The following is a 17,487-nucleotide window of genomic DNA, read 5'->3' on the forward strand; positions in this document are numbered from 1 at the left end:
GTTCTCGTCTTCTCCGGGTCGGCGCCTGCGCTGCTGATCAGGCCTGCATCATCAGTGCTGCATCATCTGGGCCACCTCGCGGAACCGGCGTCCCTGCGCCTCCCGCTCGAGGCGGCGCTGGTCGTCCAGGCTCCGGTCGGCCGCTCCCTGCAAGAGCGCCTTCGTCTCCCGCACCGCACCCACCATCGGGGCGGTCAGGGCGGCGACGAGGTCGGCGACCGTGCCGTCCAGCTCGGCGGCGGGGACGACGGCCGTCGCCAGCCCGATCGCTCCGGCCTCGGCGGCCCCCACCATCCGCGCGGTCGCACAGATCTCCAGCGCTCGCGAATAGCCAACGCTCTCGACGAGCGGCTTTGTTCCCGTCAGGTCCGGCACCAGGCCGAGCGCGGACTCCTTCATGCACAGCTGGGCGTCGTCGGCGAGCACCCGCAGGTCGCACGACAGCGCCAGCTGGAAGCCGGCCCCGATCGCATAGCCCTGCACTGCCGCGATCGAGACGAAGCTCGGGTCGCGCAGGAACGTGAAGCCGCGCTGGTAGTCGTCGATGGTCGCGGAGATCTGCTCGTCGGGGAGGGCCAGAAGCGAGGCGACCGTCTCCTCGCCGTCCCCGCCGCGGGGGTCGAGCATCTTGCGGTCGAGCCCGGCGGAGAAGCTGTGTCCCTCGCCCCGCACGACCACGACGCGTACGTCGTCGGGCAGGGACTCGCCCACCGCGGCCATCGCGCGCCACATCGTCGGCGTCTGGGCGTTGCGCGCCTCGGGCCGGTTGAGCGTGAGCGTGGCCAGGGGCCCGGCGACGTCGAGGCGGAGTCCGGCTGCGGCGAGCTGTTCGGGAGTCATGGGCGCAGTCTAGGAAGGCTGCGCCCCCGGCCGCAGGTCAGGCTGGCCTCACGACAGCCTGGAGCCTGGCCTACGCCAGGCTCACCAGGTCGGCGTACTCGTCGCTCCACAGGTCCTCGTCGCCGTCGGGCAGGATCAGCACCCGGTCCGGCTCCAGCGCGAAGACGGCCCCCTCGTCGTGGGTGACGAGGATGATCGCGCCCTCATAGCTGCGGATGGCGTTGAGCACCTCCTCGCGCGACGCAGGGTCGAGGTTGTTCGTGGGCTCGTCGAGCAGCAGCACGTTGGCGCTGGAGACGACCAGGATGGCCAGGGCCAGCCGGGTCTTCTCCCCGCCCGACAGCACGCCGGCCGGCTTCTGGGCGTCGTCGCCCGAGAAGAGGAAGGAGCCGAGCACCGAGCGCGCCTCCGCGTCGGCGAGCTGGGGCGCGGCGGTGCGGAGGTTCTCCAGCACCGTGCGGTTCACGTCGAGGGTCTCGTGCTCCTGGGCGTAGTAGCCCAGCTTGGCGCCGTGGCCGGGGACGACCTTGCCGGTGTCGGGCTGGTCGACGCCGGCGAGGATCCGCAGCATCGTGGTCTTCCCGGCACCGTTGAGGCCCAGGATGACCACGCGCGAGCCCTTGTCGATGGCGAGGTCGACGTCGGTGAAGACCTCGAGCGAGCCGTAGGACTTCGACAGCTCGGTGCCCATCAGCGGGGTCTTGCCGCAGGGGGCGGGCTTGGGGAACTTGATCTTGGCCACCCGGTCGGCCTGACGCTCGCCCTCGAGGCCGGACATCATCTTCTCGGCGCGCTTGAGCATCGACTGCGCGGCCGTGGCCTTGGTGGCCTTGGCGCGCATCTTGTTGGCCTGGTCCATCAGCGTGCTGGCCTTGCGCTCGGTGTTGAGCCGCTCGCGCTTGCGGCGCCGCTCGTCGGTCTCGCGCTGGGTGAGGTAGTTCTTCCACCCCATGTTGTAGACGTCGATCTCCGCGCGGTTGGCGTCCAGGTGGTAGACCTTGTTGACCGTCGCCTCGAGCAGGCTGTTGTCGTGACTGATCACGATCAGCCCGCCCTTGTGGGTGCGCAGGAACTCCCGCAGCCAGACGATCGAGTCGGCGTCGAGGTGGTTGGTGGGCTCGTCGAGCAGCAGCGTCTCGGCGCCGGAGAACAGGATCCGGGCCAGCTCGACGCGGCGGCGCTGACCACCCGACAGCGTCTTCAGGGGCTGACCGAGCAGCCGGTCCTCGATGCCCAGGCTCTTCGCGATCTGGGCGGCCTCGGACTCCGCGGCGTACCCGCCGCCGGCGTGCAGGTCCGCCTCGGCGCGGGTGTAGCGACGCATCGCCTTGTCGCGGACCTTCAGGTCGTCGCTGCCCATCTGCTCCTCGGCCTGGCGCAGACGACGTACGGCGTCGTCGAGGCCGCGCGCCGAGAGGATCCGGTCGCGGGCGAGCACCTCGGGGTCGCCGATGCGCGGGTCCTGGGGCAGGTAGCCGATCTCACCGGTGCGCAGCACCTGTCCCGAGGCGGGCAGGGCGTCGCCGGCCAGGATCTTGGTGAGGGTGGTCTTGCCGGCGCCGTTGCGCCCGACCAGTCCGACCTTGTCGCCGGCCGCGACCCGGAAGCTGACGTTCTCCATCAGGAGCCGCGCACCGGCGCGGATCTCGAGTTGCTGAGCCGTGATCATGGAAGCTTTCTGCAGGCTGGGAAGGGATGCGGGGCAGCCGGAGACCGGATCAGCCCGCGCGCATCATCGGGCCTACTCTACGTGCTGGCCGGGGTCCTCCCCGCATCCGAGGCACGCCCCCGTGATGCCACCAGTCACGCCGTCGTCAGGCTTGGAGTCGCACCGGCTGGGGAACTCTCCCCCTCATCCCCTCCTCGAAGGAGCAGCAGATGCGCTTCAACCCCAAGGCCCGACTCGACACCGGCCGCGTGTCCAACCGCGGCGGCGGTGGCCGGGCCGGCGGCGGCTTCCAGCGCGGGGGCGGGCTGCCCCTCCCCGGGGGTGCGGCCGGGGGCGGCATCGGTGGGGCGGTCGTGCTGGTGATCGTGTTCGTGATCTTCCAGCTCGTGGGCGGTGGCGGGGGCGGTGGCGGCGGCCTCGGCTCGGCGTTCGACACCAGCCGGGTGGCCCAGAGCGACACCGAGCGCTACGAGAAGTGCGAGACCGGCGAGGACGGCAACGCGAGTGTGGACTGCGCGCGGATCGCGGTCGAGAACTCGCTCTACGACTTCTGGTCCGACACCCTCCCGACCCAGTCCGACACGACGTTCCAGCCGGCGTCGATGAGCACGTTCTCCGGCTCGGTCAGCACCGGGTGCGGCAACGCCGGGTCCGACGTGGGCCCGTTCTACTGCCCGCCCGACCAGGGCATCTACCTCGACACGACGTTCTTCGACACCGTCCTCGAGCGCCAGCTCGGCGGCCCTGACGGCGGCTTCGTCGAGGCCTACGTCCTGGCGCACGAGTATGGCCACCACGTGCAGAACCTGATGGGCACGATGGGCAGGGTCAAGACGCAGCAGGGCCCGCGCAGCGACGCCGTACGCCTAGAGCTGCAGGCCGACTGCTACGCCGGCATGTGGACCGCTGCGGCGACCTCCACGCAGGACGCCAGCGGGACCCAGCTGATCTCCGAGCTCACCGACGAGGACGTGCGCCTGGCCATCGAGGCCGCCGCGGCCGTCGGGGACGACCGCATCCAGGAGAAGACCCAGGGACAGACCAACGAGGAGTCCTGGACCCACGGCTCCGCCGCCTCGCGGATGAAGTGGTTCCGCACCGGGCTGGAGCGCGGAGACCTGGAGAGCTGCGACACCTGGGCGGTCGCGACCCCCTGACGGACGACGAGGTGCCTAGAGCAGGGCCTCGATCTGGCTCGCCTGGCGCTGCAGTGCCCGGAGGTACGGCGCGACGCTGGGGTGGCGGAACTTCCCGGCCAGTGCGCCCTCCCCGTCGGCCACCCGGGCGAGCGCCCAGTCCGCGCGGGTGAGGACGGTGAACACCGACACCGCACGGGCGCCGAGCAGGGCCTGCTCCCGCGTGGCCAGCCCGCTCGGCAGTCCGTCGACGTAGGCGGTGAGCAGCGGCTCCAGCTCCTCGCGCGCCGAGAGCGCGAAGTAGCCCAGGTCCGCGCCTACCGGCCCCCGTCCCAGGGCCGACCAGTCGATCGCGACCACGTCGTCGCCCTGGCGGCCGCGCAGGTTGGCCGGGACGGGGTCGCCGTGCTGCGCCACCTGGGGCAGGTCGTCGAGCCGGGCCAGGAGCACCTCCCGCCGGGTCCACAGATGGTGGGCGACGTCGGCCACGGTGGTCCGCGCCAGCGTCGTCCAGCCGCCGCGCCGCTCCACCGGCCGCAGTCGGCTGCGCAGCTGCCCCTGGGCCAGCCAGGGCCGCTCCCCCAGCGCCGCACCGGCGAACCGTCCCAGGGCACGCGCCGTGAACAGGCCGGTGTTGTCGGCCAGGTCGACCAGGTCGTGGACGATCGTGACGCCCTCCGCGTCCTCGTCGACCCGAAGCACGACGGGGCTGCGCAGACCGGGTGTGTGCTCGATGCCGCGGTCCAGCGCTGCGTCGGCCGCGCGGCGCCAGTAGGCAGGGTGCCGCGGATCCGAGACCTCCGCAGAATCGTCCGGGCCCGGAGCTCGCAGCCGCTTGGCGACAAGCTGACGCCCGGCCTCCTCGAACGCCCAGACCCCCTGTGTCGACGCCGAGGCGCCCGCCGGGAGCGGACGCCAACCGGGCTCGGGCTGCCACATGGGCACATCCTGACAGAGCAGGAGCGGCAATCAGCGCAGGTCACGCCTGGCGAAGCCGACCTGTCCGACTGCGCTGAGCGCCGCAGCGATCCCCAGGAGCGACAGGAAGGGCAGCCACGCGAAGCTCTCGGCCGGCACGAGCGCCAGATGCTCGAACGGCGACACGTGCTGCAGCCAGCTCGGCATCCGGAGGATCTCGCCGAACATCATCACCACGAACGCATACAGCAGACCCAGCCAAGCTACGACCGAGAGCCGAGGCGCCAGACCGTGGATCGCGCGGGCCAGGCCCGACAGCACCAGCACCGGTGCGAGATAGCCGGTCAGCGGCAGCACGAAGTCCCCGAGGGCGTCGGTCTCCCCGGTCACCAGGGCATAGCCCACGCCCATGCCGGCGCCTCCCGCCACCAGCACCACCAGGGTGCCGCCGATCGTCACGAGCACGTGCCCCAAGAGCCACGACCAGCGCGGGAGGGCTGTTGCGAGCAGCGAGTCCACCCGACCGGCGTCCTCCTCGCCGTGCGGGCGGAGCGCGGAGGAGATCGTGAAGCCGCACGTCATCAGCGCGACCATCAAGATCATCGTCGCGTAGAACGCATCCGTGATCGAGCCCCCGCCCTGCAGGAACAGCTCCCGCGCGGCCTCGGACTCCCCCACCAGGTCCTCGACGTCCCTGCCCAGCGTCCCGTAGGCGACGCCGGTCACCGCGATCCCGAGCACCCAGCCCAGGACCGTGCCGCGCTGCAGTCGCCAGGCCAGCCCCGGGCCGCTGGCCAACCCTCCGGCCGCACGTGCCGGCCCCGGGCGGGCGGCGAGGACCCCCGACCCGAAGTCGCGGCGCACGAACACGGCGTACGCCGCGGCGACGGACGCCATCGCGGCGCCGAGGAGCAGCAGCGCCGGCCACCAGCGCACGCCGGAGAAGGGGTGCATCGCCTGATACCAGCCGATCGGCGACAGCCAGCTGAGCGCCGGGTTGCCCAGATCGCCGACGGCCCGCAGCCCGTAGGCCAGGCCGATGACGGCCCCGGTCAGGCCGTACATGCCGCGCGTGGTGGTGGTCAGCTGGGCGGCGACCAGCGCCACCCCGGTGAAGACGGCGCCGGACAGGGCCGCGCCCACCCCGAGGGCGAGGGAGTCCTCCACTGCGAGGTGCAGGGGCGCGACGACCAGGCTCACCGCGATGAGGGCTCCGAGCAGCACGTTGGCGACCAGAGCCGTCAGCAGCGCCGCGGTGGTCGTGGCGAAGCGTCCGACGGCGGCGGCGCGCAGCACCTCGTCGCGGCCGCTCTCCTCCTCGGCGCGGGTGTGGCGCGCCACCAGGAACATGCTCATCAGTCCGGCGACGATGGCGCCGAACGCGGCCGACTGCCAGGTCACCTGACCGCCCACGGTGTTCAGGGCCCGGGCCGGCCCCGCCATCGCGATGAAGCCGGCGTTGCCCTCCATGCTGGCGGCCGCCTGGTCGAACTCCGCCTGGCTGGCGTAGAGCCCCTCCACGCTGATCCCCTGGCTCCAGTAGAGCAGCATCCCGCCCAGGCTCCACCACACGAGCATCCAGCGGTCGCGCCGCAGGAAGGCGCGCAGGAAGACCCAGGTGCCGGTCACTGCTCGTCGCCGTAGTGGCGCAGGAACAGCTCCTCGAGGGTCGGAGGCTGGCTCGTCAGCGAGCGGATCCCCGCCCGCTGCAGCACCGCGATGGCGCCGCCCAACTCAGCGGTGTCGACCTCGAAGGCCACCCGCGGACCGTCGATCTCGACGTCGTGGACCCCGGGGAGGGACTCCAGCCCCTCGGGGCGGGTGGCCACGTCGGCCGCGATGGCCGTGCGGGTCAGGTGCCGCAGCTCGGCGAGCGTCCCCGTCTCGACGCAGTGACCCGACCGGATGATGCTGACCCGATCGCACAGCCGCTCCACCTCGGCCAGGATGTGGCTCGACAGCAGCACGGTGTTGCCCCGGTCGCGGAAGTCGTCGACGTAGTCCTGGAAGACCGACTCCATGATCGGGTCGAGGCCGGAGGTGGGCTCGTCGAGGAGCAGCAGCTCCACGTCCGAGGCCAGTGCCGCCACCAGGGCGACCTTCTGCCGGTTGCCCTTGGAATAGCTGCGGCACCGCTTGGTCGGATCCAGCTCCAGCCGCTCGACCAGCTCCGCTCGCCGCGACTCGTTGAGCCCGCCGCGCAGACGGCCGAGCAGGTCGATCACCTCCCCGCCGGTGAGACCTGGCCAGAGGTTGACGTCGCCGGGCACGTAGGCGAGACGCCGGTGCAGGGCCGCGGCCTCGTGCCAGGGGTCGCCACCCAGCAGGCGAACCTCCCCCGCGTCCTTGCGGAGCAGTCCGAGGAGCACCCGGATCGTGGTGGACTTGCCGGCGCCGTTGGGGCCTAGGAAGCCGTGGATCTCGCCCGGGGTGACGGTGAGGTCCAGATCGTCGAGGGCGCGGACCGGGCCGAAGGTCTTCACCAGTCCCCGGATCTCGATGATCGGCGCGTGGGTGCTCACGCTTGCGATGCTAGGCCCGTCCGGCCCTGCATGTCGCCGTCATAGGCGATTGGTCACCTCGACCCGCAGCGCGCAGGCATCCTTCACCGCGGCCTCGAGGACACCTCGTCGCGGATCGGGGACGGCGAGCCAGGGGGCGACGACCGCGAGCCGGGCCAGACGCGGGTCGTCCAGCACCTCGCGGACCGCCGCATGGTCACCGCCTGTCACCACCGTGCGCACGGCGCCCAGGATCCGCGCCGCGTGGTCGGCGGCGGCCTCATAGGCCTGCCGGGCCTGGTTGTCACGCCGTCGGGCGAAGCGCTGCTGGCTCTGCCCGCCGGCCTTGGTCCGCCCCTGGACGTGGCGCTGTCCGACCTTGGACTCGACGATCGTGCTCTCCTCGAGCCGCGCGACCGCGAACCCGCCCTTGCGGACGAGCAGGATCCCCCATTCCGCGGGGAAACGCACGGCCGCCGCCACGCCGGCGGCCTCCGGCTCCCCGTCGTACGACGCGTCGAAGGGCAGCCGCGCCACGAAGGTCGACCCGTCGTCGGCGAGCCCGGTCAGCGCGCCGTCGACCAGCGCGAGCGTCGTCGTACCGTGGCGCTGCTCGAAGTTCGCCACCCACCGCACGACCCGCTCGGCGGGGACGAACACGTCGGTGGCCATCCCCCGAAACTAGCGGGGCGGCCGTAGCCTGGGGGCACTGCCCCTTCTCGAGAGGACCCGACCATGAACATCGCGATCCTTCTGGCCCTGATGGCGGTGGTGTTCCTGATCGTCGGCGGTCTGGTCCTGGGGCTCTTCATCGGGGTCTTCCGCCGGATCCGCAGGGGGGACCTGGTGGCCCGCAGCCCCCAGTCCGACTGGCGGCACGACCCGTCCCACAGCGCGACCTCGGACCGGATGGGCAACAGCTCCGACTACACCTGACCCGTCCCGAAATCCGCGCGACCCGTCAGAAAATGCAGGCGACCCGGCAGAAGATCACGGCGAGCCGACAACTTCTGCCGGGTCATGCGGATCTTCTGCCGGGTCACGGCGATCGTGCGACGGGTCAGCGTGAGTTTCTGACGGGTCAGACGTTGAAGCCGAGGGCGCGCAGCTGCTCGCGGCCGTCGGGGGTGATCTTGTCGGGGCCCCACGGCGGCATCCACACCCAGTTGATGGCGACGTCGTTGACCAGGCCCTCCAGCGCGGAGTTGGTCTGGTCCATGATGACGTCGGTCAGCGGGCAGGCGGCCGAGGTCAGGGTCATGTCGATGACGGCGTTGCTGCCCTCGTCGACGTGCACGCCGTAGACCAGGCCGAGGTCGACGACGTTGATCCCGAGCTCGGGGTCGACGACGTCCTTCATCGCCTCGGTCACGTCCTCGATGCTGGGCGCCGAGGACGACGCGGCCGCGTCGACGACCGGCAGGTCCCCGTGGTCCACCGTCTGGGCGCCAGCCTGGGCGGGCGCCTCGGTGGCGGGAATGGTCTCGTTGCTCTGGCTCACTTGCTCTCCTCGGTCTCGGCCGCCCCGTGGAGGGCGGCTGCGGTGGCGTCCTTCCAGGCCATCCAGCCCAGCAGCGCGCACTTGACGCGCGCCGGGAACTTCGCGACACCCGCGAAGGCGATGCCGTCCTCCAGCACGTCCTCGTCGGGCTCGACGGTGCCCTTGCCCTGCATCAGCGTGAGGAAGTCCTCGTGCACGGCCATCGCGTCCTCGACGCGCTTGCCGATCACCAGGTCCGCCATCACCGACGCCGAGGCCTGCGAGATCGAGCACCCCTGCGCGTCGTACGACACGTCGGAGACGACGTCGCCGTCCAGGTGCACGCGCAGCGTCACCTCGTCCCCGCAGGTGGGGTTGACGTGGTGCACCTCGGCCTCGAACGGGTCACGCAGACCCGCGTGGTGGGGGTTCTTGTAGTGGTCCAGGATGATCTCCTGGTAGAGCGCATCCAGCTCAGCGGTCATCGTGGCCCCTCCTAACCCTGGGTCAACTTGAAGTAGGAGCGGGTGTATTCCAGGCCCTCGACGAGCGCGTCGATCTCGCCCGGCGTCGTGTAGAGGTACGACGACGCGCGCGACGACGACTGCACGCCGAACCGCTTGTGGGCCGGCTTGGCGCAGTGGTGCCCGGCGCGGATCGCGATGCCCCGGCTGTCGAGCACCTGCGCCACGTCGTGCGGGTGCACCCCGTCGATCTCGAAGGAGATCGCTCCCCCGCGCGACTCGGCGTCCAGCGGCCCCAGCACCTTCAGGCCCGGGATCGTCGCGAGCCCCTCGAGGGCGTAGGCCGTGATCGCCCGCTCGTGGCGGTGGATGTTGTCCAGCCCGATGTGGTCGAGGTAGTCCAGCGCCGCGCCCAGGCCCACGGCCTCGACGATCGGCGGCGTCCCGGCCTCGAACTTGTGGGGGATCCCCGCGTAGGTCGAGCGCTCCATGGTGACGGTCTCGATCATCTCGCCGCCCCCGAGGAACGGCGGCAGCTGCTCGAGGACCTCGCGTCGGCCCCAGAGCACGCCGATGCCGGTCGGCCCGACGACCTTGTGGCCGGTGAAGGCCAGCAGGTCGGCACCGCTGGCGACGACGTCGATCGGCAGCTGCGGCGCGGCCTGCGAGGCGTCGACGACGACGATCGCGCCGACCTCGTGCGCGCGCCGAGCGATCTCCGCGACGGGGTTGATCGTGCCGAGCATGTTGGAGACCCAGGTCAGCGAGACGACCTTGGTCCGCTCGTTGATCAGCTCGTCGACGTTCGACAGGTCCAGCCGGCCGTCGTCGGTGAGCCCGAACCAGCGCAGGCTGGCGCCCGTGCGCTGGGTGAGCATCTGCCACGGCACGATGTTGGAGTGGTGCTCCATCTCGGTGATGACGACCTCGTCGCCTTCGCCGATCTCGAGCGGCCCGCGGGCCCACGCCAGGGTGTTGGCCACCAGGTTGAGCGCCTCCGAGGCGTTCTTGGTGAAGATCACCTCGTCGCGCGAGGGCGCCTTGATGAACGCCGCGACCCGATCCCGGGCGTTCTCGAAGGCCTCGGACGACTCGGCACCCAGCTGGTGCATGGCGCGCGCGACGTTCGCGTTGTGCCGCTCCAGGTGGTCGACCATCGTGTCGATCACGATCTGCGGCTTCTGCGAGGTGTTCGCGCTGTCGAGGTAGACCAGCGGACGGTCCCCGGCGAGCGTCCTCGAGAGGATGGGGAAGTCGGCGCGGATCAGGTCGAGGCCGTCGAGCAGGCCGTCCACCTGGCCCGTCCGCCCCACGGTCGCCGGGGAGGTCATCAGGCGCCGGCCCCGGCCTTGACGTACTTGTCGTAGCCCTCTGCCTCGAGCTGGTCGGCCAGCTCGGGGCCGCCCTGCTCGGCGATCCGGCCGTTGACGAACACGTGGACGTAGTCGGGCGTGATGTAGCGCAGGATCCGCGTGTAGTGCGTGATCAGCAGGACGCCCTTGTCGCCGTTCGCCGAGAAGCGGTTGACGCCGTCGGCGACGACCTTGAGCGCGTCGATGTCCAGACCGGAGTCGGTCTCGTCGAGGACCGCGACCTTGGGGGCGAGCAGCTCGAGCTGGGCGATCTCGTGACGCTTCTTCTCACCACCGGAGAAGCCCTCGTTGACCGAGCGCTGTCCGAAGGTGGGGTCGAGGTCGAGCGCGGCCAGGGTCGCGTTGACGTCCTTGACCCAGGTGCGCAGCTTGGGAGCCTCGCCGTCGATGGCGGTCTTCGCGGTGCGCAGGAAGTTCGACACCGAGACGCCGGGGACCTCGACGGGGTACTGCATCGCGAGGAAGAGGCCGGCGCGGGCGCGCTCGTCGACGGTCATCGCGAGGACGTCGTCGCCGTCGAGGGTGACGGTCCCGGAGGTGATCGTGTACTTCGGGTGGCCGGCGATGGAGTAGGCCAGGGTGCTCTTGCCGGAGCCGTTGGGCCCCATGATCGCGTGGGTCTCGCCGTCCTTGATGGTCAGCGTGACGCCCTTGAGGATCTCCTTGGCGCCGTCCTCGGTCTCGACCGAGACGTGCAGGTCGTTGATCTCCAGGGTGCTCATCGTGGTTTCTCTCTCTTCTGTGTTGAAGTCTGGTGGCCGGGCTCAGCCCGGGGTGACGCCGTTCAGGGTCGTGGCGACGTCGACATAGACGTCCTCGCCGCGCAGCTCGACCTGGAAGGTCGCGACCGGGTCGACCGCAGGCGGGCCGGTCGGCTTGCCGCTGCGCAGGTCGAAGCGCGAGCCGTGCAGCCAGCACTCGATCTGGCAGTCGGCGACCTCGCCCTCGGCGAGCGCGACCGCGGCATGCGTGCACAGGTTGTGGACGGCGTAGAAGTCGTCGCCGTCACGGGCGACCGCGACGTCGACGCCGTCCAGCACCACGGCGAAGCCCTCGTCGTGAGGGACCTCGCCGGCCGCACACGCGCGCTGGAGCGCCATCAGAGGCCCTTGAGCACGTTCTTGGCGAGCTCGATCTCGACGGTCTGGGTGAGCTTCTCCTCGAGCTCCGCCACATCGATGCGGCGGATCAGGTCGTTGAAGAAGCCGTGCACGACCAGGCGGCGTGCCTCGGCCTCCTCGATGCCGCGCGAGCGCAGGTAGAACAGCTGCTCGTCGTCGAAGCGGCCGACCGCCGAGGCGTGCCCCGCACCCTCGATCTCACCGGTCTCGATCTCGAGGTTGGGCACCGAGTCGGCCTGGCAGCCGTCGGTGAGCACGAGGTTGCGGTTCTCCTCGTAGGTCTCGATCCCCTCGGCCTCCTTGCGGATCAGCACGTTGCCGATCCAGACCGCGTGCGCACCGTCGCCCTGCAGCGCGCCCTTGTAGATCACGTTGGAGCGTGTCTTGGGCTCGTTGTGGTCGACGAAGAGCCGGTGCTCGATGTGCTGACCCTCGTCGGCGAAGTACATGCCGAGCATCTCGACCGAGCCGCCGGGACCGTCGTACGTCGCGGTGGCGTCGTGGCGGACCACGCTGCCGCCGAAGGAGACCGAGACGTGGCGCAGGGTCGCGTCACGTCCGACCTTCGCGTGCTGGGTGGAGAGGTGGACGGCGTCGTCGGCCCAGTCCTGCAGCGAGACGACCGTGAGCTCGGCGCCGTCCTCGACCACGATCTCGACGTTGTCGGCGAGGATCGCGGTGCCCTCGAAGCGCAGCACCACCGTGGCGCGGGAGAACTTCTCCCCCACGATCACGGTGTGACCGGCGCCGGCCACGTCGCTGCCGGTGCCGGTCAGCGTGATGATGGTGGCGTCCTCGACCACGGCCTCGGTCGGGATCCGGACGACGGTCGCCCCCGTGGCCGCCTCCCAGGCCCGGGCCGAGACGCGGTCGCGCGGGATGAGTCCCGAGAGGCCGCGGGCGGCGTCGTCGGCGCCCACCTGCTGGACGCTCACCCCGTCGGCAGCCTGGACGGCGGTCGTGCACGAGCCCTCCTCGAAGGGGGCGGAGTCGTGCAGCCCGTGGAGGCGCTTGAGCGGGGTGAACCGCCAGACCTCCTCGCGGCCGGTGGGGACCTCGTGGTCCCCGACCGCGAAGGATCCTTCGGGGTGGAGGTGGCTGGAGACCTTGTTCATCTCCAGGGCGCCCGCGACGGGCGTGTCAGTCACAGTCACTAAACGTCAGCTTTCTCGGTTCGGGATCGGGGGCTCCAGCAGCGCCGCGCGCGGCACTGGCGGATCAGCCGACGGCGCCTTCCATCTGCAGCTCGATGAGCCGGTTGAGCTCGAGGGCGTACTCCATGGGGAGCTCCTTGGCGATGGGCTCGACGAAGCCGCGCACGATCATCGCCATCGCCTCGTCCTGCTCCATGCCGCGCGACATCAGGTAGAAGAGCTGGTCGTCGGAGACCTTCGAGACCGAGGCCTCGTGGCCCATCGAGACGTCGTCCTCGCGGATGTCGACGTAGGGGTAGGTGTCCGAGCGGCTGATCTGGTCGACCAGCAGCGCGTCGCAGAGCACGTTGGACTTGGAGCCGTAGGCGCCCTCGTTGATCTGGATCAGTCCGCGGTACGACGTGCGGCCGCCGCCGCGCGCCACCGACTTCGACAGGATCGAGCTCGAGGTGTGGGGAGCCGCGTGCACCATCTTGGCGCCGGCGTCCTGGTGCTGGCCCTCGCCGGCGAACGCGATGGAGAGCGTCTCGCCCTTGGCGTGCTCGCCCATCAGGTAGATGGCGGGGTACTTCATCGTGACCTTGGAGCCGATGTTGCCGTCGACCCACTCCATGGTGGCGCCGGCCTCGCACGTGGCGCGCTTGGTCACCAGGTTGTAGACGTTGTTCGACCAGTTCTGGATGGTCGTGTAGCGGCAGCGGCCGCCCTTCTTCACGATGATCTCGACGACCGCGGAGTGCAGCGAGTCCGAGGAGTAGATCGGCGCGGTGCAGCCCTCGACGTAGTGCACGTAGGCGTCCTCGTCGACGATGATCAGCGTCCGCTCGAACTGGCCCATGTTCTCGGTGTTGATCCGGAAGTAGGCCTGCAGCGGGATGTCCACGTGGACGCCCTTGGGGACGTAGATGAACGAGCCGCCCGACCAGGTCGAGGTGTTGAGCGCGGAGAACTTGTTGTCGCCGACGGGGATGACGGTGCCGAAGTACTCCTTGAAGAGCTCCTCGTGCTCGCGCAGCGCGGTGTCGGTGTCGACGAAGATGACGCCCTGCTCCTCGAGGTCCTCACGGATCGAGTGGTAGACGACCTCCGACTCGTACTGCGCCGCGACGCCGGAGACCAGGCGCTGCTTCTCGGCCTCGGGGATGCCGAGCTTGTCGTAGGTGTTCTTGATGTCCTCGGGGAGGTCGTCCCACGTGGCCGCCTGCTTCTCGCTGGAGCGCACGAAGTACTTGATGTTGTCGAAGTCGATGTCGCCGAGCTCGGCGCCCCACTGCGGCATCGGCTTGCGGTGGAAGAGCTTGAGGCCCTTGAGGCGCTGGTCCAGCATCCACTGGGGCTCGCTCTTCTTGGCGGAGATGTCGCGCACGACCTCTTCGCTCAGGCCCCGCTTCGCGATGGAGCCGGCATCGTCACGGTCGGCCCAGCCGAACTCGTAGCGGCCGATGCCCTGGAGTCCGGGGTTGAGCTCTTCGATCGTCGTCATGCTGACGCTCCGTCCTTCTTGTCGATGTCTGGAATGCAGGTGGTGCACACGCCGTCGCCGTGCGCGATGGTCGCGAGGCGCTGGACGTGACGGCCGAGGACCTGGCTGATCGCCGTGGTCTCGGCCTCGCACAGCTGGGGGAACTCGTGGGCGACGTGGGAGACCGGGCAGTGCTGCTGGCACAGCTGGTCGCCGATCGGCAGCTGCCGCACCCCCGCGGCGTACCCGTTGTCGGTCAGGACCGTGGCCAGCACCTGGGCCGCGGAGAGGTCCGGGTGCCGCTCCGCCACACCGGCGTAGTCGCGCTCGATGAAGGCCACCCGCCGCTTGGCGAACTCCATGACCGCTGCGTCGCCCTGGGTCTCGGCGAGGAACCGCAGCGCCTGGACGGCGAGGTCGTCGTACTGCTGGTCGAAGGAGTCGCGGCCCGCCTGCGTGAGGCGGAACACCTTGGCGGGGCGGCCCCGACCACGCGTCCCACTGACCCGCTGCTCGCCGGACTCGACCGTCCCCTCGGCCACCAGGTGGTCGAGGTGACGGCGTACGGCGGCAGGCGTGAGCTGCAGTCGCTCGGCCAGGTCGACGGCAGTGGAGGGCCCGTTCTCGAGGATCGACCGACCCACGCGCACACGCGTCGACGCGTCCCCAGGAGGGGCAGCGAGGGAGGTCCGGGAGAATTCCACAACGCAAGTGTGACGTTAATACCCACGGGCATTCAAGTAAGGCTCCCCTAAGCAGGGCGTGCGAGCCGGCGGACACGCGGTGACCAGGTTTGCGGCGACCGGATTTTGGTCACTCTTAGACAGAACTGTTTCACTTGTACAGCCACCACCCCCGACATCCCCGTTTGGAGACGTCCTCGTGCGGTTGAGAGCAATTCTCCACTCACGCATCGTGCTTTGTCTGGGCATCGCCCTCAGCCTCATCGTCCCCGCCCTCACCCTGCCCCGCCTCCCGGCGGTCACCCTGTGGCCGCTGCTCCTGGGGCTGCTGCCCTGGATCGTGGGCAAGTACCTCCTCTGCCCGCTGCGCTGGCACGCCCTCACCGACGCGGGGCTCAGCCGGCGCTGGCACCTGCGTGCCTACGCCGAGTCGGAGCTCCTGGGCCTGCTGACGCCCGGGCATGTCGGTGCCGACGTGTGGCGTCTGCACCGGCTCACCAAGACGGGCCTCGGCCGCGGTGACGCCGTGATGAGCGTCGGGCTCGACCGCTTCGTCGGCGCCATCGGGCTGGCCGTCTTCGTCGCCTTCGCCGGCACGGCACTCCCGGTGAAGATGCTGCTCGGGGCGCTCGCCGTCGGGGCGTCGGCCATCGTGGCTGTGCTGGTGATCCGTCGGGTCCGCCCCCAGTGGCTCCCGACTCGTCCGCTCCCACGACCGCGCCAGCTCGCCCACGGTCTGCTGCTCTCCGCCGCCTACCAGCTCACGATCGCGGGACTCCTGCTGGGCAGTGTGGCCGCGACCGGCCACACGCTGTCCCCGCTGGCCGTCCTCGGGGCGTTCGGCGCCAGCCAGATCGCCGGCGCGGTGCCCGGCCCCAATGGAGCGAGCCCCCGCGACGGAGCCCTCGTCGTGGCCCTGGTCGCGCTCGGCATCCCCTGGACCGCAGCCGCCGCTGCGGTGACGCTCAAGGCGGCCCTGGCCTGGGCTCCGGCGCTCATCCTCGGCGGTGTCAGCCTGGTGCTCACCCGCCGGGCACTCAAGCGAGCGGCGCACACCGCGCCCGCAGCGCTCGCCGCCTGAGGCGGCTCTCCCACCGCGCCGTGTCCCTTCACGGCAAAGCTCTGCATCAGTGACGAAATCCCCGCGACAGCCCGTCCTCGGGCGAGGATCATGGGGCGTGGACGTCGACACCGGAGGCGGAAGCGGGTTCATGGACATGTCGTGGGGACGAGAGGTCACCCACGGCCGCCCGGCCTGGGTCCTCGGGCAGACCCTTGCCGTCGTCGCGTGCATCTTCACCTACTTCGGGGTCCGTGGCGTGACCGAGGGCTCACACGCGGTGGCCGTCGAGAACGCCCAGGAGATCGTCGCCCTGGAGCGCCGGCTGGGGATCCACGTCGAGGCGCAGCTGCAGGAGCCGTTCACCACCTGGCACCAGCTCGAGACGCTCGCCAACTGGGTCTACATCTGGGGGCACTGGCCGGTGATCGTGGCGACCATGGTCTGGCTGGTCTGGCACCATCGTCCGGTCTTCGAGCGTCTGCGCGATGCGATGCTGATCTCCGGCCTCGTCGGGATGGTGATCTTCGCCCTCTATCCGGTGGCCCCGCCGCGCCTCGCCGGTCTTGGGATGGTCGACACCATCACGTCCAGCTCCCAGTCCTACCGGGTGCTGCAGCCGCCCGCCTTCGTCAACCAGTACGCCGCGATGCCGAGCCTGCACACCGGCTGGGACCTGCTGGTAGGAATGGCGATCGTGAGCGCCGCGACCACCACCGTGCTGAAGGTGGTGGGCTGGTTGATGCCGATCATGATGGCGATCGCCGTCGTGGTGACCGGCAACCACTACCTCCTCGACGCGGTCGCCGGGATAGCGCTCGTGCTCCTCGCCCACGGAGCGGCGCTCGCGCTCGAGCGCCGTCGCCAGCAGGGGGGCACTGCCGTCGGGGCCACCACCGGAGGCGGGACGAGATGATCCCTCTCGCCATCGCCCACCGCGCCGGCAACTCCCTCCCGGGACTGCACGAGGCCAATGCCCTCGGCGTCGACATCATCGAGTGCGACGTCCATGACTACCGGGGCCGCCTCGAGGTTCGCCACCTCAAGACCGCGGGTCCGCTGCCGTTCCTGTGGGACCGCTGGGAGCTGGCCTCGGCATCCGACCCCCGGCTCGGTCTCGACGAGCTGCTGGAGGCCGACCGGCACGGGACCCTCTTCATGCTGGACCTCAAGGGCCGTCGCGCCTCGGCGGGACAGGCCGTGGCCCGGCTGCTGCACGAGCGCGGCCACCACCGCCCCGTCGTGGTCTGCGGCCGCTGGTGGCCGTCGGTGGACGCGCTGGCCGACCTTCCCTATGTGCGGCCCGTCCTCTCGGCGCGCACCCGGGCCGAGCTCGCCCGGCTCTTCGCCCGTCTCGAGTCGAGCGCCGGCGCGCCGTACGGCGTCTCCGTGCACAGCTCGCTGCTCACCACCGAGGTCGTCGCGCGCTTCCACGAGCACGTCGAGGTGGTCATGACCTGGCCCATCAACGACGTCGGCCGCCTCGACGCCATGCTCGCGATGGGTGTCACCGGCATCATCAGCGACGAGGCACACGTGCTGACCGAGCTGCTGTCGCGCCGGGCCTGAGGGCGTCGCGACAGGGCGGCGCCGCGCCCGGCTCGGACCCGGTCGCGCGCGCTCTCT

Annotated in this window: 19 protein-coding genes; 5 read left to right on the forward strand and 14 right to left on the reverse strand. The window is 70.6% G+C overall.

What is annotated here, in order from left to right; translation table 11 throughout:
* Nucleotides 1-51: 51 nt before the first annotated feature.
* Nucleotides 52-840 (reverse strand): enoyl-CoA hydratase/isomerase family protein, encoded by a 789-nt coding sequence (locus ACYU7L_RS01890; RefSeq protein WP_460793487.1) that lies wholly within the window; start codon nucleotides 838-840, stop codon nucleotides 52-54.
* Nucleotides 841-910: 70 nt separating this feature from the next.
* On the reverse strand, nucleotides 911-2,509 hold the full coding sequence (gene abc-f / locus ACYU7L_RS01895) for a ribosomal protection-like ABC-F family protein (protein WP_460793488.1): 1,599 nt from the start codon (nucleotides 2,507-2,509) through the stop codon (nucleotides 911-913).
* A 209-nt stretch (nucleotides 2,510-2,718) separates the two neighbouring features.
* On the opposite strand from abc-f, the gene ypfJ reads away from it, so the two are divergent.
* On the forward strand, nucleotides 2,719-3,666 hold the full coding sequence (gene ypfJ, locus ACYU7L_RS01900; RefSeq protein WP_460793489.1) for a KPN_02809 family neutral zinc metallopeptidase: 948 nt from the start codon (nucleotides 2,719-2,721) through the stop codon (nucleotides 3,664-3,666).
* A gap of 15 nt (nucleotides 3,667-3,681) precedes the next feature.
* Here the strand turns inward: ypfJ and ACYU7L_RS01905 are convergent, their stop codons facing one another.
* From ACYU7L_RS01905 to ACYU7L_RS01920, 4 genes are read right to left on the reverse strand one after another with little or no spacing between them, the layout of a single operon-like run.
* Nucleotides 3,682-4,584 (reverse strand): phosphotransferase family protein, encoded by a 903-nt coding sequence (locus ACYU7L_RS01905; protein ID WP_460793490.1) that lies wholly within the window; start codon nucleotides 4,582-4,584, stop codon nucleotides 3,682-3,684.
* A 30-nt stretch (nucleotides 4,585-4,614) separates the two neighbouring features.
* Nucleotides 4,615-6,192: an ABC transporter permease gene (locus ACYU7L_RS01910; RefSeq protein ID WP_460793491.1), complete on the reverse strand. Its 1,578-nt coding sequence runs from the start codon at nucleotides 6,190-6,192 to the stop codon at nucleotides 4,615-4,617.
* A complete protein-coding gene (locus ACYU7L_RS01915; protein WP_460793492.1) occupies nucleotides 6,189-7,085 on the reverse strand; it encodes an ABC transporter ATP-binding protein in 897 nt (298 codons plus the stop codon). Before ACYU7L_RS01915 ends, ACYU7L_RS01910 begins: the two co-directional genes overlap by 4 nt.
* Nucleotides 7,086-7,124: 39 nt before the next feature.
* A complete protein-coding gene (locus ACYU7L_RS01920; RefSeq protein ID WP_460793493.1) occupies nucleotides 7,125-7,736 on the reverse strand; it encodes an acVLRF1 family peptidyl-tRNA hydrolase in 612 nt (203 codons plus the stop codon).
* 63 nt (nucleotides 7,737-7,799) lie between these two features.
* Here ACYU7L_RS01920 and ACYU7L_RS01925 point away from each other — a divergent pair, with 63 nt between their 5' ends.
* Nucleotides 7,800-8,000 (forward strand): hypothetical protein, encoded by a 201-nt coding sequence (locus ACYU7L_RS01925; protein WP_460793494.1) that lies wholly within the window; start codon nucleotides 7,800-7,802, stop codon nucleotides 7,998-8,000.
* A gap of 145 nt (nucleotides 8,001-8,145) precedes the next feature.
* On the opposite strand, the gene ACYU7L_RS01930 is transcribed toward ACYU7L_RS01925, so the two are convergent.
* From ACYU7L_RS01930 to ACYU7L_RS01965, 8 genes are all read right to left on the reverse strand, one after another.
* Entirely contained in the window at nucleotides 8,146-8,502 is a 357-nt protein-coding gene (locus tag ACYU7L_RS01930) for a metal-sulfur cluster assembly factor (RefSeq protein WP_460793634.1), read from the reverse strand.
* A gap of 59 nt (nucleotides 8,503-8,561) precedes the next feature.
* A complete protein-coding gene (gene sufU / locus ACYU7L_RS01935; protein WP_460793495.1) occupies nucleotides 8,562-9,029 on the reverse strand; it encodes a Fe-S cluster assembly sulfur transfer protein SufU in 468 nt (155 codons plus the stop codon).
* Nucleotides 9,030-9,040: 11 nt separating this feature from the next.
* On the reverse strand, nucleotides 9,041-10,339 hold the full coding sequence (locus ACYU7L_RS01940) for a cysteine desulfurase (RefSeq protein WP_460793496.1): 1,299 nt from the start codon (nucleotides 10,337-10,339) through the stop codon (nucleotides 9,041-9,043).
* Complete coding sequence (gene sufC / locus ACYU7L_RS01945; protein WP_460793497.1) at nucleotides 10,339-11,103, reverse strand: Fe-S cluster assembly ATPase SufC; 765 nt, start codon at nucleotides 11,101-11,103, stop codon at nucleotides 10,339-10,341. The genes ACYU7L_RS01940 and sufC overlap by 1 nt, the downstream gene beginning before the upstream one ends.
* Nucleotides 11,104-11,145: 42 nt before the next feature.
* Nucleotides 11,146-11,481, reverse strand: a complete 336-nt coding sequence (locus tag ACYU7L_RS01950) for a non-heme iron oxygenase ferredoxin subunit (RefSeq protein ID WP_460793498.1) — start codon at nucleotides 11,479-11,481, stop codon at nucleotides 11,146-11,148.
* A complete protein-coding gene (sufD, locus tag ACYU7L_RS01955) occupies nucleotides 11,481-12,650 on the reverse strand; it encodes a Fe-S cluster assembly protein SufD (protein WP_460793499.1) in 1,170 nt (389 codons plus the stop codon). The genes ACYU7L_RS01950 and sufD overlap by 1 nt, the downstream gene beginning before the upstream one ends.
* 70 nt (nucleotides 12,651-12,720) lie before the next feature.
* Complete coding sequence (sufB, locus tag ACYU7L_RS01960) at nucleotides 12,721-14,139, reverse strand: Fe-S cluster assembly protein SufB (protein ID WP_460793500.1); 1,419 nt, start codon at nucleotides 14,137-14,139, stop codon at nucleotides 12,721-12,723.
* Nucleotides 14,136-14,822 carry a helix-turn-helix transcriptional regulator gene (locus ACYU7L_RS01965; protein WP_460793501.1) on the reverse strand — a complete coding sequence of 229 codons (687 nt, stop codon included), beginning with the start codon at nucleotides 14,820-14,822 and terminating at the stop codon, nucleotides 14,136-14,138. Before ACYU7L_RS01965 ends, sufB begins: the two co-directional genes overlap by 4 nt.
* A gap of 211 nt (nucleotides 14,823-15,033) precedes the next feature.
* On the opposite strand from ACYU7L_RS01965, the gene ACYU7L_RS01970 reads away from it, so the two are divergent.
* The 3 genes from ACYU7L_RS01970 (at nucleotide 15,034) to ACYU7L_RS01980 (ending at nucleotide 17,430) form a co-directional block, all read left to right on the forward strand.
* Nucleotides 15,034-15,882, forward strand: a complete 849-nt coding sequence (locus ACYU7L_RS01970; RefSeq protein ID WP_460793502.1) for a lysylphosphatidylglycerol synthase domain-containing protein — start codon at nucleotides 15,034-15,036, stop codon at nucleotides 15,880-15,882.
* Nucleotides 15,883-15,979: 97 nt separating this feature from the next.
* Nucleotides 15,980-16,777: a phosphatase PAP2 family protein gene (locus tag ACYU7L_RS01975; RefSeq protein WP_460793503.1), complete on the forward strand. Its 798-nt coding sequence runs from the start codon at nucleotides 15,980-15,982 to the stop codon at nucleotides 16,775-16,777.
* Nucleotides 16,774-17,430 (forward strand): glycerophosphodiester phosphodiesterase, encoded by a 657-nt coding sequence (locus ACYU7L_RS01980; RefSeq protein ID WP_460793504.1) that lies wholly within the window; start codon nucleotides 16,774-16,776, stop codon nucleotides 17,428-17,430. Before ACYU7L_RS01975 ends, ACYU7L_RS01980 begins: the two co-directional genes overlap by 4 nt.
* The last annotated feature ends 57 nt before the right edge of the window (nucleotides 17,431-17,487 follow it).

It is taken from the genome of Nocardioides pacificus, assembly GCF_054775955.1.